This window comes from Rhodanobacter sp. DHG33 (assembly GCF_014843005.1).
Taxonomy (GTDB): domain Bacteria; phylum Pseudomonadota; class Gammaproteobacteria; order Xanthomonadales; family Rhodanobacteraceae; genus Rhodanobacter_A.
In genome coordinates, this window is the sequence record NZ_JACYXM010000001.1 from 568,231 (window position 1) to 583,958 (window position 15,728).

17 protein-coding genes are annotated in these 15,728 nt (G+C 64.4%); 9 read left to right on the forward strand and 8 right to left on the reverse strand.

What is annotated here, in order from left to right; genetic code table 11:
• Positions 1 to 115 precede the first annotated feature (115 nt).
• The 8 genes from leuD to ilvD all read left to right on the forward strand — a co-directional run bounded on the left by leuD (position 116) and on the right by ilvD (position 9,263).
• Positions 116 to 697: a 3-isopropylmalate dehydratase small subunit gene (gene leuD, locus IHE46_RS02455; protein ID WP_192163003.1), complete on the forward strand. Its 582-nt coding sequence runs from the start codon at positions 116 to 118 to the stop codon at positions 695 to 697.
• Complete coding sequence (leuB, locus tag IHE46_RS02460; protein ID WP_192163004.1) at positions 694 to 1,791, forward strand: 3-isopropylmalate dehydrogenase; 1,098 nt, start codon at positions 694 to 696, stop codon at positions 1,789 to 1,791. Before leuD ends, leuB begins: the two co-directional genes overlap by 4 nt.
• A 220-nt stretch (positions 1,792 to 2,011) precedes the next feature.
• A complete protein-coding gene (gene ilvC / locus IHE46_RS02465) occupies positions 2,012 to 3,028 on the forward strand; it encodes a ketol-acid reductoisomerase (protein WP_192163005.1) in 1,017 nt (338 codons plus the stop codon).
• 68 nt (positions 3,029 to 3,096) lie between these two features.
• A complete protein-coding gene (locus IHE46_RS02470; RefSeq protein WP_192163006.1) occupies positions 3,097 to 3,438 on the forward strand; it encodes a hypothetical protein in 342 nt (113 codons plus the stop codon).
• Positions 3,439 to 3,629: 191 nt separating this feature from the next.
• The gene (ilvB, locus tag IHE46_RS02475; protein ID WP_192163138.1) at positions 3,630 to 5,429 is read left to right on the forward strand and encodes a biosynthetic-type acetolactate synthase large subunit; all 1,800 of its coding nucleotides are present in this window, start codon (positions 3,630 to 3,632) and stop codon (positions 5,427 to 5,429) included.
• Positions 5,430 to 5,502: 73 nt separating this feature from the next.
• Positions 5,503 to 5,781: an acetolactate synthase small subunit gene (gene ilvN, locus IHE46_RS02480; RefSeq protein WP_192163007.1), complete on the forward strand. Its 279-nt coding sequence runs from the start codon at positions 5,503 to 5,505 to the stop codon at positions 5,779 to 5,781.
• A complete protein-coding gene (ilvA, locus tag IHE46_RS02485) occupies positions 5,778 to 7,349 on the forward strand; it encodes a threonine ammonia-lyase, biosynthetic (RefSeq protein ID WP_192163008.1) in 1,572 nt (523 codons plus the stop codon). The genes ilvN and ilvA overlap by 4 nt, the downstream gene beginning before the upstream one ends.
• 39 nt (positions 7,350 to 7,388) lie before the next feature.
• Positions 7,389 to 9,263 (forward strand): dihydroxy-acid dehydratase, encoded by a 1,875-nt coding sequence (gene ilvD, locus IHE46_RS02490; protein WP_192163009.1) that lies wholly within the window; start codon positions 7,389 to 7,391, stop codon positions 9,261 to 9,263.
• Between the two features lie 79 nt (positions 9,264 to 9,342).
• On the opposite strand, the gene IHE46_RS02495 is transcribed toward ilvD, so the two are convergent.
• The 5 genes from IHE46_RS02495 to IHE46_RS02515 form a co-directional block, all read right to left on the reverse strand.
• Positions 9,343 to 10,113: a DUF4328 domain-containing protein gene (locus IHE46_RS02495; RefSeq protein WP_192163010.1), complete on the reverse strand. Its 771-nt coding sequence runs from the start codon at positions 10,111 to 10,113 to the stop codon at positions 9,343 to 9,345.
• Positions 10,114 to 10,557: 444 nt separating this feature from the next.
• Positions 10,558 to 10,905 (reverse strand): VOC family protein, encoded by a 348-nt coding sequence (locus IHE46_RS02500; protein WP_192163011.1) that lies wholly within the window; start codon positions 10,903 to 10,905, stop codon positions 10,558 to 10,560.
• Between the two features lie 28 nt (positions 10,906 to 10,933).
• Positions 10,934 to 11,284, reverse strand: a complete 351-nt coding sequence (locus tag IHE46_RS02505; RefSeq protein WP_192163012.1) for a DUF3147 family protein — start codon at positions 11,282 to 11,284, stop codon at positions 10,934 to 10,936.
• Between the two features lie 526 nt (positions 11,285 to 11,810).
• Positions 11,811 to 12,248 carry a DUF6869 domain-containing protein gene (locus IHE46_RS02510; protein ID WP_192163013.1) on the reverse strand — a complete coding sequence of 146 codons (438 nt, stop codon included), beginning with the start codon at positions 12,246 to 12,248 and terminating at the stop codon, positions 11,811 to 11,813.
• A 29-nt stretch (positions 12,249 to 12,277) separates the two neighbouring features.
• Entirely contained in the window at positions 12,278 to 12,499 is a 222-nt protein-coding gene (locus IHE46_RS02515; protein ID WP_192163014.1) for a hypothetical protein, read from the reverse strand.
• Between the two features lie 294 nt (positions 12,500 to 12,793).
• Between IHE46_RS02515 and IHE46_RS02520 the strand changes: the two genes are divergently transcribed.
• Positions 12,794 to 13,150 (forward strand): hypothetical protein, encoded by a 357-nt coding sequence (locus IHE46_RS02520; protein ID WP_192163015.1) that lies wholly within the window; start codon positions 12,794 to 12,796, stop codon positions 13,148 to 13,150.
• A 183-nt stretch (positions 13,151 to 13,333) separates the two neighbouring features.
• Here IHE46_RS02520 and IHE46_RS02525 read toward each other — a convergent pair whose 3' ends face one another.
• The 3 genes from IHE46_RS02525 to IHE46_RS02535 form a co-directional block, all read right to left on the reverse strand.
• On the reverse strand, positions 13,334 to 14,191 hold the full coding sequence (locus tag IHE46_RS02525; protein WP_192163016.1) for a hypothetical protein: 858 nt from the start codon (positions 14,189 to 14,191) through the stop codon (positions 13,334 to 13,336).
• 149 nt (positions 14,192 to 14,340) lie between these two features.
• Positions 14,341 to 14,874, reverse strand: a complete 534-nt coding sequence (locus IHE46_RS02530) for a hypothetical protein (RefSeq protein WP_192163017.1) — start codon at positions 14,872 to 14,874, stop codon at positions 14,341 to 14,343.
• Between the two features lie 309 nt (positions 14,875 to 15,183).
• Positions 15,184 to 15,390 (reverse strand): hypothetical protein, encoded by a 207-nt coding sequence (locus IHE46_RS02535; protein WP_225562724.1) that lies wholly within the window; start codon positions 15,388 to 15,390, stop codon positions 15,184 to 15,186.
• Positions 15,391 to 15,728: the final 338 nt, after the last annotated feature.

The following is a 15,728-nucleotide window of genomic DNA, read 5'->3' on the forward strand; positions in this document are numbered from 1 at the left end:
CGGCATCAGAGCGCGCCTCGATGCACATCACCGCGAGCACCCGCCCCTCATCCGCCCCTTCGGGGCACCTTCTCCCCGGCGGGGAGAAGGGAATTTGTCCTTCGGAGATTTTTTAATGCGCCCTGTCACCCGCATCCATTCGCGCACCGCCGTGATGGCGGACGAGAACATCGACACCGACCGCATCATCCCCGCGCGCTTCCTCACCACCACCACGCGCGCCGGCCTGGGCAAGCTGTGCTTCAACGACTGGCGCTACCTGCCGGACGGCAGCGACAACCCCGCCTTCCCGCTCAACCGGCCGGAGGCGAAGGGCTGCGCCATCGTCGTCGCCGGGCGCAACTTCGGCTGCGGCTCCTCGCGCGAGCATGCGCCGTGGGCACTGCTGGACTACGGCATCCAGGCGGTGCTGTGCAGCGAGATCGCGGACATCTTCCGCAACAACGCGCTGAAGAACGGCCTGCTGGCCATCGTGGTTTCCGCCGCCGAACACGAGTGGCTGCTGGCGAACCCCGGCATCGAGCTGAGCATCGACGTGGAAGGCCAGTACATCGCGCTGCCCGACGGCGGCCGCATCGGCTTCGTGCTGGAACCGTTCGCGCGCCATTGCCTGCTGCACGGCGTCGACCAGCTCGGCTACCTGCTGCACAACGAGAAATTGATCGCCCATTACGAACAACAGGAGAAAGCGGCATGAAGGCACGCATCGTCACCCTGCCCGGCGACGGCGTCGGCCCCGAGGTCACTGCCGCGGCGGTCGCCGTGCTGGAGGCAGTGGCCACGCACTTCGAGCACGAGTTCGCGTTCGACGAACACCTGATCGGCGGCGCCGCCATCGACGCCACCGGCGAGCCGCTGCCGGCCGACGCGCTGCAAGCCTGCCAGGCGGCCGATGCCGTGCTGCTGGGCGCGGTGGGCGGCCCGAAGTGGTCGGACCCGAACGCACCGGTGCGCCCCGAGCAGGGCCTGCTGACCCTGCGCGCCGCGCTGGGCGTGTACGCCAACCTGCGTCCGCTCACCGTGCATCCCGCGCTGGCCGACCTGTCGCCGCTGAAGAACGAGAAGCTCAAGGGCGTGGACGTGCTGTTCGTGCGCGAGCTGACCGGCGGCGCGTACTTCGGCGCGAAGACCAAGGGCGCCGACTACGCCACCGACGAGTGCAAGTACACCGAAGCCGAAGTCGAGCGCGTCACGCGCCGCGCCTTCGAACTGGCCCGCGCGCGCCGCCGCCACGTCACCTCGGTGGACAAGGCCAACGTGCTGGAAACCTCGCGCCTGTGGCGGCGCACCGTCGCCCGCGTCGCCGCCGACTACCCGGACGTGGCGCTGGAGCACCAGCTGGTCGATTCGATGGCCATGCTGCTGCTGACGCGCCCCGGCAGCTACGACGTGGTGGTCACCGAAAACCTGTTCGGCGACATCCTCACCGACGAGGCCGCCGCGCTGGCCGGTTCGCTGGGCCTGCTGCCCTCCGCTTCGCTGGGCGAAGGCCGCAACGGCCTGTACGAACCCATCCACGGCTCCGCTCCCGACATCGCGGGCAAGGGCGTGGCCAACCCCGTCGGCACCATCCTTTCCGTCGCGCTGCTGCTGCGTCATTCGCTGCAGCTGGAGGCGGAAGCGCAGGCGGTGGAAGCCGCCATCGACCACGTGCTGCGGCACGGCCCGCACACCCGCGACATCGGCGGCGGCGCCAGCACCGCCGAAGTGCGCGACGCCGTGCTCAAGGCGCTGGCGGACTACGCCGCCACGCACCGCAGCTATTTCGACGGAGCACGCGCATGCGGCTGAGCGCGCGCTCCCGTTTCCACGGCGAAGGCGTCCGCGCCTTCGCCACCCTTGTCCTCCCCTGTGCGCCGCGCACGGCGTCATCGGCGACGAATGCCAACTCCCCGGCCATGTCTCGTCGCCACCCCCTGAACGGCGCCGCGCCGCGCGCAGGGGAGGCAACCCTCTTCCGCTTCGCCCCCACCACACACGCACGCATCGCCATCAACCAAGGAGTCAACGCATGAGCACCACCTCCACCAACGACACGCTGGCCAAGGCTCGCATCGCCGTCCTCGGCTACGGCAGCCAGGGCCGCGCCCACGCCCTCAACCTGCGCGATTCCGGTCTCGACGTCGTGGTCGGCGTGCGCAAGGGCGGCCCCTCCTGGGACAAGGCACGCGCCGAAGGCTTCAGCGTGGCCGAGCCGGGCGACGCCGTGAAGGGCGCCGACCTGGTCGCCGTGCTCACCCCCGACATGGTGCAGCCCAAGCTGTACACGGAAAGCATCGAGCCGAACATCAAGCCCGGCGCCGCGCTGCTGTTCGCGCACGGCTTCAACGTGCACTTCAAGCAGATCGAACCGCGCAAGGACATCGACGTCATCCTGGTCGCGCCCAAGGGCCCCGGCGCGCTGGTGCGCACCGAGTACGAGCGCGGCCGCGGCGTGCCCAGCATCTGGGCCGTGCACCAGGACGTCTCGGGCCACGCCGAAGCCAAGGCCCATGCCTACGCCAACGGCATCGGCGGCGGCCGCGCCATGCTGATCAAGACCGACTTCAAGGAAGAGACCGAGACCGACCTGTTCGGCGAGCAGGCCGTGCTGTGCGGCGGCGCCTCGTCGCTGGTGCAGGCCGGCTTCGAGACGCTGGTGGAAGCCGGCTACCAGCCGGAGATCGCCTACTACGAAGTGCTGCACGAACTGAAGCTGATCGTCGACCTGTTCTACGAAGGCGGCATCACCCGCATGCTGGAGTTCATCTCCGAAACCGCGCAGTACGGCGACTACGTGAGCGGCCCGCGCGTCGTCGACGCCGCCACCAAGGAACGCATGAAGGGCGTGCTGAAGGACATCCAGGACGGCACCTTCGCCAAGAACTGGATCGCCGAATACAACGCCGGCCTGCCCAACTACAAGAAGTTCAAGCAGGCCGACCTCGACCACCCGGTCGAAGTGGTCGGCAAGAAGCTGCGCGCGCGCATGCCGTGGCTGCAGTCCGACGCCGCCAAGCCGGCCGAGGCGCTGAAGAAAGTCGGTTGATGCACCACCGGGCCGCGCACATCCCCGGCGCGGCCCGCTTTCACACACGAACGAACACGAGGTACGCCATGAAACGCTTTCACATCGCACTGGCCGTCGCTGACCTGGACGCTTCCATCGCCGACTACAGCAAGCGCCTCGGCCAGCCGCCGCAGGCCCTGGTCTATGGCATCTACGCGATGTGGCGCACCGACAGCCTCAATTTCTCGATCCGCCAGCAGCCGGAGAAGGCCGGCCAGATCTGCCAGCTCGGCTTCGAGGACGACAGCGCGCAGGGCTTCGCCAGCAACACCGACGCCAACGGCATCGAGTGGCAGCGCTTCTCCACGCTGGAGCAGGACCTGCAGATCATCGCCACCTTCGGCGTGCCGGTGCATCCCGCGGTCGAGCGCGACCTGATCCGCAATTGACGCATGCCATTCGTCATCCCGGCGCAGGCCGGAATGACGGCAAGAGCCGGAATGAGGCAAGAACCGGAAGACGGCAAGAGAAAACCGGACGCCATTGCTCCACCCACCCACAGGAACCCATCGTGACCAGCTCAACGCAGACGGCCATCGTCGCCACCACCCTCGACCAGCACCCGCTCGCCGGCCACGCCATGACCGGCGCCGAGGCGATCGTGCAGGTACTGGCCGACGAAGGCGCGGGCGTGCTGTTCGGCTATTCCGGCGGCGCCATCCTGCCGGTGTACGACGCGGTGTTCCGCTACAACGCCGAGCACCCCACCGCCGATGGCCGCGAGCCGATGCCGCTGATCGTGCCGGCCAACGAGCAGGGCGCGGGCTTCATGGCGGCAGGCTATGCGCGCGCCTCGGGCAAGGTGGGCGTGGCCATCGTCACCTCCGGCCCCGGCGCCACCAACACCGTGACGCCCGTGCGCGACGCGATGGCCGACTCCACGCCGATGGTGGTGGTCTGCGGCCAGGTGGCCACGCCCGCGCTGGGCACCGACGCGTTCCAGGAAGCGCCGGTGAGCAACATCATGAGCGCCTGCGCCAAGCACGTGTTTCTGGTCACCGACCCCGCCGCGCTGGAAGCCACGCTGCGCACCGCGTTCGAGATCGCACGCAGCGGTCGCCCCGGCCCGGTGGTGGTGGACGTGCCGAAGGACGTGCAGAACGCCGCGCTGCGTTTCGACGGCGCCTGCCGCCTGCCCATCCCCGGCTACCGCGCGCGCCTGCGCACCGTGGAAAACGCGCGGTTGGACGATGCCGCCTGCGCCGCCTTCTTCGACGCGCTGATGCGCGCGGAGCGTCCGCTGATCTATGCCGGCGGCGGCGTGATCGCCGCAGAGGCGTCGGCCGCCCTGCGCGAATTCGCCGACACGTTCGGCCTGCCCGTCACCACCACGCTCATGGGCCTGGGTGCGTACGACAGCACCGCGCCGCGGGCACTGCACATGCTGGGCATGCACGGCACCGCCTTCGCGAACTACGCGGTGGAAGACTGCGACTTCGTGTTCGCGCTGGGCGCGCGCTTCGACGACCGCGTGGCCGGCGTGCCGGGCAAGTTCGCGCCACGCGCGAAGTTCATCGCGCAGATCGACATCGACCCCGCCGAGATCGGCAAGGTGAAGACGGTGGACTGGCACCACGTGGGCCTGCTGGTGCCCGCACTGGAGCGCCTCACCGCCTACGGCCGCGCGCGCGGCCTGCAGCCGCAGCTCGCCGGTTGGCACGCGCACGTTGCCGCGCTGAAGCGCGACCATGCGATGAACTACGACCGCGACAACGCGCTGATTCAGCCGTATGCGGTGATCGAGGCGATCAACCGTATCACCCAGGGCCGCGCCATCGTCAGCACCGGCGTGGGCCAGCACCAGATGTGGGCCGCGCAGTATTTCGATTTCACGCAGCCGCGCCACTGGCTCACCTCCGGCTCGATGGGCACGATGGGTTACGGCCTGCCCGCGGCGATCGGCGCGCAGTTCGCGCGGCCCGATGCGCAGGTGATCGACATCGACGGCGACGGCAGCATCCGTATGAACCTCGGCGAGATGGAAACCGTCACCACCTACGGCCTGCCGCTGAAGATCGTGCTGCTCAACAACAGCGGCGACGGCATGGTGCGGCAGTGGCAGAAGCTGTTCTTCAAGGGCCGCTTCTCCGCCTCGGACAAGAGCCTGCACAAGAAGAACTTCGTGCTCGCCGCGCTGGCCGACGGCTTCGAGTGGGTGCGTCGCCTCGACGACAAGGCGCAGCTCGACACCACCGTCGCCGATTTCCTCGCTTTCGAAGGGCCGGCCTTTCTCGAAGTGATGATCGACCCCGATGCCGGCGTGTACCCGATGGTGGGGCCAGGCGCGACCTACGCGCAGATGATCACCGGTGATTTCATCGCCTCGCGTGGTGCGGTGGCGGTGGAAGCAAACGAGGTTCCGTCGACGTCGATGTTCTGAAGCACGTCCCTTCTCCTGCCGGGAGAAGGGATTCACCCGCAACGATGCGAATGACCGTGTCGGGAGCAAGACCATGAAACACACCCTCTCCATCCTGCTGCAGAACGAATCCGGTGCGCTGGTGCGCGTGGCCGGCCTGTTCGCCGCGCGCCACGTCAACATCGACACGCTCACCGTGGCCGCCACGCACGACCCCGCAGTGTCGCAGCTCACCCTGGTGCTGCACGGCGACGAAGGTACGCTGCAACAGATCCTGCGCCAGGTGCGCAAGCTGGTGGACGTGCTGGACGCCAACAGTCTTTCGCTGGTCGGCAGCCACGACGGCAGCCGGTTCGCCGCCACGCCTGCATGAACCTGCAGCTCGCCACGCGCGAAACGCCTTCCGGCGACGCGCCCGCCGACTTCGACCTGCTGCGCCGCACGCTGGCCGCGCGGGTGTACGAAGTGGCGCGCGAAACGCCGCTGGAACCCGCCGTGCTGCTGTCCTCGCGCCTCGGCAACCAGGTGTTGCTGAAGCGCGAAGATTTGCAGCCGGTGTTCTCGTTCAAGCTGCGCGGCGCGTACAACAAGATGGCCGCACTGGGCGAGGCGCAACGCGCGCGCGGCGTGATCGCCGCGTCCGCCGGCAACCACGCGCAGGGCGTGGCGCTGGCGGCGGCCAAGCTCGGCATCCGCGCGGTGATCGTGATGCCGGTGACCGCGCCGCAGGTGAAGGTGGACGCGGTGCGCCGCTTCGGCGGCGAGTTCGTGGAGGTGCTGCTGGCCGGCGACTCCTACAGCGACGCGCAAGCCGCCGCCGCACGCATCGAGGCCGAGCGCGGCCTGGTGTTCGTGCATCCCTTCGATGACCTCGACGTGATCGCCGGTCAAGCGACCGTGGGCATGGAGTTGCTGCGGCAGTTGCCTGCCGCGCCCGATGTGGTGTTCGTGCCGGTGGGCGGTGGCGGCCTGCTCGCCGGCGTGGCCGGCTACATCAAGGCGCTGTCGCCGCAAACCAAGGTGATCGGCGTGCAGGCGGCCGATTCCGACGCGATGGCACGTTCGCTGGAAAACGGCACGCGCGTGCTGCTACCTGAAGTGGGCCTGTTCGCCGACGGCACCGCAGTGAAGCAAGTGGGCGCGCTCACTTTCGACCTCTGCCGCCGCCACGTGGATGCGATGCTGCGCGTGGATGGCGATGCGCTGTGCGCCGCGATCCGCGACGTCTACCAGGAAACCCGCAGTGTGCCCGAGCCCTCCGGCGCGCTGGCGCTGGCCGGGCTGAAGCAGTACGCCGCGGCGCACGGCCTGCACGATGCCACGCTGGTGGCCATCGTCTCCGGCGCCAACATGAACTTCGAGCGGCTGCGCTTCGTCGCCGAGCGCGCCGAAGCGGGCGAGCAGCGCGAAGCCCTGTTCGCGGTGACCATCCCCGAAGAACGCGGCAGCTTCCGCCGCTTCTGCGAAGCACTGGGCCGCCGCAGCATCACCGAGTTCAACTACCGCATCGGCGACGCGCGGCAGGCACACATCTTCGTGGGCGTGCAAACCGCCAGCCGTGCGGAGCGCACCGCGCTGGCCGCCGTGTTCCGCACGCAGGGTTTCGACGTGCTGGACCTCAGCGACGACGAGCTGGCCAAGCTGCACCTGCGCCACATGGTGGGCGGCCGCTCGCCGTTGGCGCAGGACGAGCGCCTGTACCGCTTCGACTTCCCCGAGCGCCCCGGCGCGCTGCCCGACTTCCTCGCGCAGTTGCACCCGGACTGGAACATCAGCCTGTTCCACTACCGCAACCACGGCGCCGACCAGGGCCGCATCCTGGTCGGCATCCAGGCGCCGGCGGACGAACAGGCCGCGCTGCACCGCTTCCTCGCATCGCTGGGCTACCCGCACTGCGACGAAAGCGACAACGCCGCCTACCGCCTGCTGCTGCGCAGCTGACACCACACTTATCTAATCGATCCACGGAGCACGAAACCGATGCCTGCCTACCGTTCCCGCACCACCACCCACGGCCGCAACATGGCCGGCGCGCGCAGCCTGTGGCGCGCCACCGGCATGAAGGACAGTGACTTCGGCAAGCCCATCATCGCGGTGGCCAACAGCTTCACCCAGTTCGTGCCCGGCCACGTGCACCTGAAGGACCTCGGCCAGCTGGTGGCGCGCGAGATCGAGGCCGCCGGCGGCGTGGCCAAGGAGTTCAACACCATCGCGGTGGACGACGGCATCGCCATGGGCCACGGCGGCATGCTGTATTCGCTGCCCTCGCGCGAGCTGATCGCCGACAGCGTGGAATACATGGCCAACGCGCACTGCGCCGACGCACTGGTGTGCATCTCCAACTGCGACAAGATCACCCCCGGCATGCTGATGGCCGCGATGCGGCTGAACATCCCCGCCATCTTCGTCTCCGGCGGACCGATGGAATCCGGCAAGGCGATGATGAAGGGCGTGCAGCGCAAGTTCGACCTGATCGACGCCATGGTGGTGGCCGCCGACGAGAGCTACAGCGACGCCGAAGTGGCCGCCGTGGAACGCTCGGCCTGCCCCACCTGCGGCTCCTGCTCGGGCATGTTCACCGCCAACTCGATGAACTGCCTTACCGAGGCGCTGGGCCTGGCGCTGCCTGGCAACGGCTCGGTGCTCGCCACGCATGCCGACCGCGAGCAGCTGTTCCGCCGCGCCGGCCACCGCATTGTGGAGCTCGCGCGCCGCTGGTACGAGCAGGACGACGCCAGCGTGCTGCCGCGCGGCATCGCCAACCAGGCCGCGTTCGAGAACGCGATGAGCCTGGACATCGCGATGGGCGGCTCCACCAACACCGTGCTGCACCTGCTGGCCGCCGCGCGCGAAGGCGGCGTGGACTTCGGCATGGCCGACATCGACCGCCTGTCGCGCCGCGTGCCCTGCCTGTGCAAGGTGGCGCCGGCGAAAAACGACGTGCATATGGAAGACGTGCACCGCGCGGGCGGCATCATGGGCATCCTCGGCGAACTCGACCGCGCCGGCCTGATCGACACCAGCCGCCCCACCGTGCACGCCCCCACGCTGGCCGACGCGCTGGCGCAATGGGACGTGCAGCGCAGTAACGACGAAGCCACCCACCACTTCTACCGCGCCGCGCCCGGCAACGTGCCCACGCAGACCGCCTTCAGCCAGTCCGCGCGCTGGGAGTCGCTGGACACCGACCGCGAGCGCGGCGTGATCCGCTCCGCCGAGCACCCCTTCAGCAAGGACGGCGGCCTCGCCATCCTGTTCGGCAACCTCGCGCCGGAAGGCTGCATCGTAAAGACCGCGGGCGTGGACGAATCCATCCTCGTCTTCCACGGCACCGCCAAGGTGTACGAGAGCCAGGAAGCCGCGGTGAGCGGCATTCTCGGCAACAAGGTGAAGGCCGGCGACGTGGTGGTGATCCGCTACGAAGGCCCGCGCGGCGGTCCCGGCATGCAGGAAATGCTCTACCCCACCAGTTATCTCAAGTCTAAGGGCCTGGGCAAAGCCTGCGCGCTGATCACCGACGGCCGCTTCTCCGGCGGCACCTCGGGCCTGTCCATCGGCCACGTTTCGCCGGAAGCCGCCGAAGGCGGATTGATCGCCCTGGTGGAAGACGGCGACCCCATCGCCATCGACATCCCCAACCGCGGTATCCGCCTCGACATACCGGAAGCAGTGATCGCAGCGCGTCGCGCTGCGATGGAAGCGCGTGGACGGAAGGCGTGGAAGCCGGTGGACCGTGCGCGGCCGGTGTCGGTGGCGCTGCAGGCGTATGCGGCGATGGCGTCGAATGCGGCGAACGGGGCGGTGCGGGATCTGGGGCGGCTGGGTGTGACGCAGGCTGACGAAGCCACGGCCTGACAGCGGGCGCATCGTTCCCGGTTTACGGTTACGAAAATCGGCAGAGGCGGGTGCTATCTCTGGTCGCAATAATCAGCGCTTAGGACGGCAACGGCGGAAAATCCGGCTCTAACCGGAGCCGGGATGCTGACCGCATGCGACCGTGCTGATCGAGCTGGCTTCGCGTCAGTCGCAACACGACTACCAGGAAAATGATTTTCGCCACAAGGTCGACGACTTCGCTGCCTATCGTCACCGACTGCATCTGCACCAGCCCCGCAGGGTCATTCTGGTTGACCGGCAGACGCGCGACAACGCTCCCGTAGATGTTGGCGATGAGCCAGAAGGCCCACCAGAAGCGCAACAGGTGCGGTGTCGACATGGATGCCCAACGTACAGGATCCGCGCTGGCCAGCCAGATCTGGTTCATGGCGCGGAACGGTCGTACGAGGTTCATGAATGGAACGAAATACCAGCCTACCGCCCAGCCCGGACTGTCGTCGATACCTTTGGCACCGAGCGAGCGCACATTGCAACCAATACGGTAAATCCACATGCCGGCAGCGACATAGGTAGCGATCAACACGAGTACCGCCAGCAAAGCCACCCGCACCTGCCATGTGCCGCGGCTTTGCAGGGTGGCAGCAAGTTCGGCCTGCGCAAGATCATGGTTGATCGCATGTTGCAGCGCCTGCCGCAGCATCACCATGGCGACAACGGTCAACACAGTCAGAATGATACCGGCGATCAGCAAGCCGGCCGTGACGCGGCTTAATACCTGCGGCGAGCGGAAAACACAGTCGTGCCCATTCGGCTTCGTCGCGTCTGCCAAGGCGACGTCCGACGCGCGGTACGGATTTTCCTGATCCATGTTGATTCCCCCCGTCGAGCCTCAGTGGCCAGTTTCCCCTGACCGATTGTGCCGTGTGCCGTATAAGTTCGGCAATTCTTTCGATTGCCAACGAAGTGCATGCGCCAATGCTGGACAGCGAGCCAGCGCAATCGATGGCGAACACGCAGGGGCAGATCGCCAATACTCCAAGAAAACGCACTGTGTCCCTGTTTCGCCTGTTTCGACCCCTGCTTCCGCCTTCGGACGGCTGAGCATGGCACGCACCGACCAAGAGCTGCCTGACCGCAGCAGCACCCCGGCTTTCGACGCCATGCCCGCACAGACAAGCATGGTGTCGACTCTTCAGCGCCACTATCGGCCGCCCCACAAATGCAATGCCCCCACCGCTCGCCCTGAGCGTAGCGCAGCGAAGTCGAAGGACATTAGCAGCGGCTATTCGAGGCCCGGGCCCATAGCCTGGCATCAAGCGCCTTCGGCCACGTCCAGCTCGAACACGTGGTTGTCGTAATCGTCGAAGTACAGCGCGCTGTCGCCACGCGCCATCAGGCAGGCGATGCCCGCTGCGCGCAACCGCTCAGCGCAAGCCGCGAACTCGGTCTTATCTACCGTGAAAGCAATGTGGTCGCCGTTGCGCGTTTCCGGCGGTGTGCCGCACACCAGCACCAGACACACGCCACCCAGCCAAACCAGGGTGTCGTGCTCGCCAGTGCCCAGTTGCACCCGCGCATCCTCGAATACCTGCGCGAACAGCTGTGCGCTGCGCGCGGGGTCGCGCACCACCAAGGCGATGTGATCGAGTGACTTGGGCATGTCGGTTCTCCTCCGCCTGTACGGAAAATCAGATACGCACGCCGAACCGCCCCAGCACCCACGTCAGCGCGAAATACACGCCGACGGTGACCAGGCAGGAAAGCCCCAGCGCCGACCAGAACCCCACTCCGTTACGGAGCAGGGTCGGCAGTATCAGGAACAGCGGCAGCGCCGCGATCACCATCCAGAAGATGCCATGCGACAGCGACGCGATGGCCTCGGCGTTGCCCGTGTCGCGCCAGATCCAGATGAACGCCATCAGCGACGTCAGCGGCAGCGAGGTGAGCAGCGCGCCCCAGAACGAACTGCGCTTTCCCAGCTCCGACACGGCCACGATGATGAGGGCCGACACGATGACCTTGAACGCGTACTGCAGCATGGGTTTGTTGTCTGCCGGGATGGGGGAAACGCATCGTAGAACGGGGCTTGCGTGAAGGCGATAGGCCGTTAGGGCGTCGACCTGGACCGCCCCATGCCGGGCGCGCTTTCTCCTCGGTAAGCCGGCTCCGATTGGACGTTTGAGCTGGTATAGCCGAGATGCGAGCTGCATCGGCCGAGCACCGAACTCGGGCTCCCGAGCAAATAACTCGGCGCTCCGAGAAAAGAACTCGGCGCGCCGAGTCCTACAGCTCGGGCCGCCGAGATAAAAACTCGAAACGCCGAGCTTTTTGCTCGACGCGCCGAGCAAATTTCTCGGTGTGCCGAGCTCTAAGCCGCACCGGCCGAGAAAAAAGCTCGACGGCCCAGGCTAATTTCCTCACGGGCCGAGCTGTCAGCTCGGCGGCTGCAGCTCGGAACTCCGCACGTCGGGCTCCGGCGCCCTCGTGGGGACCTATGTGTGCGGCGAACCCCAAGGGGCGATATGGGACAGTGGCCTATTCGAACCGTAGGTGCATTCGCAGGCCTCACCATGGCCGGTTACGGTACTTGGCCAGTTTGGACAGCACTTCCGGATGAATTCGGCTGTCCCAGACACCGTTAAGCAAGAAGCGGAACTCCGGGCTGTGTCGGGCGAGTACCTCGACTTGCTCCACGACAACGCTGCCGTTCTGAGTCAGGAGGTCTTCCAGCGGACCCGCAGCTAGTGCAGCGAGGAGACGGTTTGGGGATAAGCCATCTATGCGTTTCAGTACCTCGACAATCGACGCAAGGCATAGCTCTGGGTCTTCTCGTGGAAGCTCCCAATCCAAGCGCGATTCGCCCACATCAGCACCCACGGCCGGGGGATCTACACCAGACCAAGCGCTGGTCCATGCTTCGGCAATTTCGATGGCTGATTGAGTGCCCATGAAGCTCAATGCTTGAATTGAATGGAAAATACGGCTCAGAGTATTCTTTTTCAAGAAAGTCCACCCTGCCCCCCTATTCCCGTCTACTTCATCTCGGTCGGCTTGATATCAGGATGAAGCTTGTATAACGGATTGAGAACCTCAAGGAGAATCTCTCCCATCACCTTCCCTATGGCCGTGCGATACATCTTGAATTCTTCGGGGCTGCAATTATCTCTGACCATGCTAACCGACTCGTCCAGTTTTCCACCACAGTCGATCATTAGATCACTAATCGCCTTGGCGACTTCACTCTTAATTATCATCGTACTCTCCTGCTCTTGAATTAACTTCAAAACACAGATACGAAACAAGAGACCATAATAGAACTCTCAAGCAAATTTACTCTAAAATCTATTTTGCCTACAAAATAAAGTCGCATGCCTACAATTCCACCTCATCACTCTGACAGATTTTCTTTTTCCATCCCTTTATGATGAAAATCGCCACGGCATAATCGCCGACGGCCGGAGAAAACCCGCAAACCCAAAGCAGCGCGGGCCGCATGGGCGGCAACCCATGCGACCCGCTGACCACAACCAACTTATTAGGAGTTGATCATGGCTAAGCCCGATCATACGTCAGCCGCGCACGACGCTGCGCCCGCCCCCATCAACCCGCTCGCGCGCCCCTACTGGACTCGCGCCGACGCCGGCCCCGACGAACACGACGCCGCCACCCTGGCCGGCCTCACCATCGCCATCCACGCCCTGGCCCGCGTCCTCACCAACAACGAAGCCTTCCGCGACTTCCACGCCAACTGCCAAGCCCAAACGCTCGACCCCGGCTGCAGCCCCCTCGACATCGCCACCACCGAAGGCCTCTTCGCCGCGCTGTACTTCCTCAGCGAACAAGCCGAACAACTCAGCCAGTTACCCGAGCCCATGCTGATCTGCCCGAGCGACATACCGCCCTGAGCCCGGACCTTGAAGCAGCGCTATGACCGGGCTCAGCCAGCACCGCTTGCTGGACCCGGCGTCATCGAGTGTCCGCGCAAAGCACCAACACTCCAAGAAAGTGCACTCTGACCCCTGTTTCTTATCCTCGGGTCAGTCACTATTTTCAGAAGGTCTGCTTTGGGTCGAAAGCGGACAGTTCGTCTACGGGTCAACGGCCGCGAGTGCAACCAATGCCGTCAGGTCACCTTTCACTTCAGGTGATTCTTCGTCAGCGAGTCGTGTAATAGCCGAATTTTTCGACTTTCTGGCTGCTTCCGAACCGAGCCGAGCAATTACTCTTGCGCTTGCGCTGCGCGTCAGTGAGTTCGCTTCGTAATGCAGGAGTCCGGTCAAATCTTCCAGATGAAGGTATGCATCAGGATGTGTAGCGACCTGTTCGACAAGCTTGGCGACGATGTCGCGCCTTGCGACTTGTCGCAGGCCAAGTTCCTTTAAACGTCTCAGCAGGTTCTCGAAGGGCTCCGGGCGCTCCGGAACAATGTCGGGCACATGAGGTACGTGCCTCAAGATCCATTTGGCGATGCTTGAGGCACGCAGTATGGAGACCAGCGCGAGCGAGATCTGCAGCAGTTCCGTCAGCATCGTGACTTTGGCGTTCTCAAGCAGCCAGTTGAATGCCGACTTCCCCAGCTCCGGGGAATTGACGAAGGCCTTGAGCCACAAGCCGGCAAATGGGACAACCGACTCCTTAAGCCACCACAACCCCATCAATACGCAGCCGATGACGACGAAGTCGAATCGCGTGATGCGCGCATCGCCTTCATCAGTGACGCCAGCAAGCATTCTCGCTGCTATCCATCCGCTTAGCGCCCATACGATTAGTGCCGCCAAACCAAAAGCTGCTGCCAGCAGCCAACCGAGCCAAGGTGAAGCCCCGTAGGGATGCATCATGCTCTGTCGCTCGAAGGCAAAGCTTGCCAGGAGAAGCTGTAGCGCGCTCACGCCGAGCCAGATGGCATAGAGTCGAAAGCCCACTGCGACAATCGATTTTGATTTCATTTGCTGTTCGTTTCCGGGATGGCCGAGCTGACGTTATTGACGATTGCTTGGAATGAGAAGCGAGTCATTGGGTTTGGCGGATCGGTGTACGCATCCCTGAAGCAGAAGTCTGCTATGGGTCGAAAGCAGACCTCAGGATTCTCAGTCATTCAAGACTGGTCGGCTACAAAGTAAACGACACCCTGGGGCGGTCCGAGGACAGGGGGTGGTGACTTCCAGTCGAACCTTCGACTGGAAACGGCAACTTGGCTTACGTCGAACTTCGGAGAAACAATGAAATTTTGCCTCCAGTTGAGTACCAGAACCTCGCCATCCGGTGCCTCGACCACAGTGGGCGCAAAGCCCATACGAATCTCATCGGCTCGTGACGTGGCGGTCCTTACTTCTAGGTTCAACGCAAATGGGCTCGGCCGGATTTCTTTGATGTCGCTGGCAAGATAGCAATGGCGCCACTCTTCATATGGGGCGTGCTTCTGAAGTGAGACTATTGCGAGATCAAACGACTCGCCATGAACCGTGGTCACCGCACATGGCGTCTCGACATATTGGCTTCCATTTCCGTAGACATCCGGCGGGGTCGACCCAATCGCACCGAGAATTGATACCTGCCCTGGGTTCAAAAGAATCGGCTTATCATTCCATCTACTAACAAGTTCTAGACGGTCTGGCGAGACGTAATTCATGAAGGCTGGAGAGCCTGATAGATACCAGTGACTTTGACAGGCACGACATTGATAAAGAGTCCCATACCTCAAAGGTGCGGACGACACAAAGACTGATAAGTCACGTCGAAACTGCGGGTTAGTCGCCGTCTGCGCGTAGTCCCAATTAAAGCCGAGAGTGCTGCCGGCGCCGCACTGCGGACAGTCGGCGGACCGTGCCAATCGGCTCGACGAAATCTGCATCATCGACATACATTCTCCTGTCCCATAGGGGCCTTTCAGTTCTACGCCACACCCTGAAGTGTCCGCTTCGGGTCGGAAGCGGACCTTCTATTCGCGGCTAATCGCCGCCTCAAAGTACTTGTCTGCGTCGGCTATCGTCTCGACAACGGCGGGTGCTTCCGCAGTGCCCCAGAAAGGCAGACGCCATTGCGGATCGTGTTCCTTTCTTAGAACGGAAGCTGACAACAGTCCGTCAGCCCGATTCACGACCACTGTTACCAGGTCGAGGTCCGGCAGGTGGCGCTCGAACAGCACGGAGTCGCCCTGTCGGAGGGACAGGTTCCAGATTCCGCCATACCTTTCTTCCCATGCCATGACACCCCTTGCCCCCTTTGGGATTCCAGCAGAAATGTCCGCTTTGGGTCGAAAGCGGACCTTAACTGGTGCGCCAGACGCGCAGGAAATCAAGTTACCAACGCCCGCCATCGCTAAGTACGACGGGAATCTGTGGATATCCCCTTTGCGCAGAAGCATAAAAGCGGTGAAACCCGTTCACGACTCTGTACTTATAGGTTGATGTGTACTCGATTGGGGCCACGACTATAGGTGGCAAAATCCCTTCTGGGTCCATCATGGCCATAAGCACCGGAACC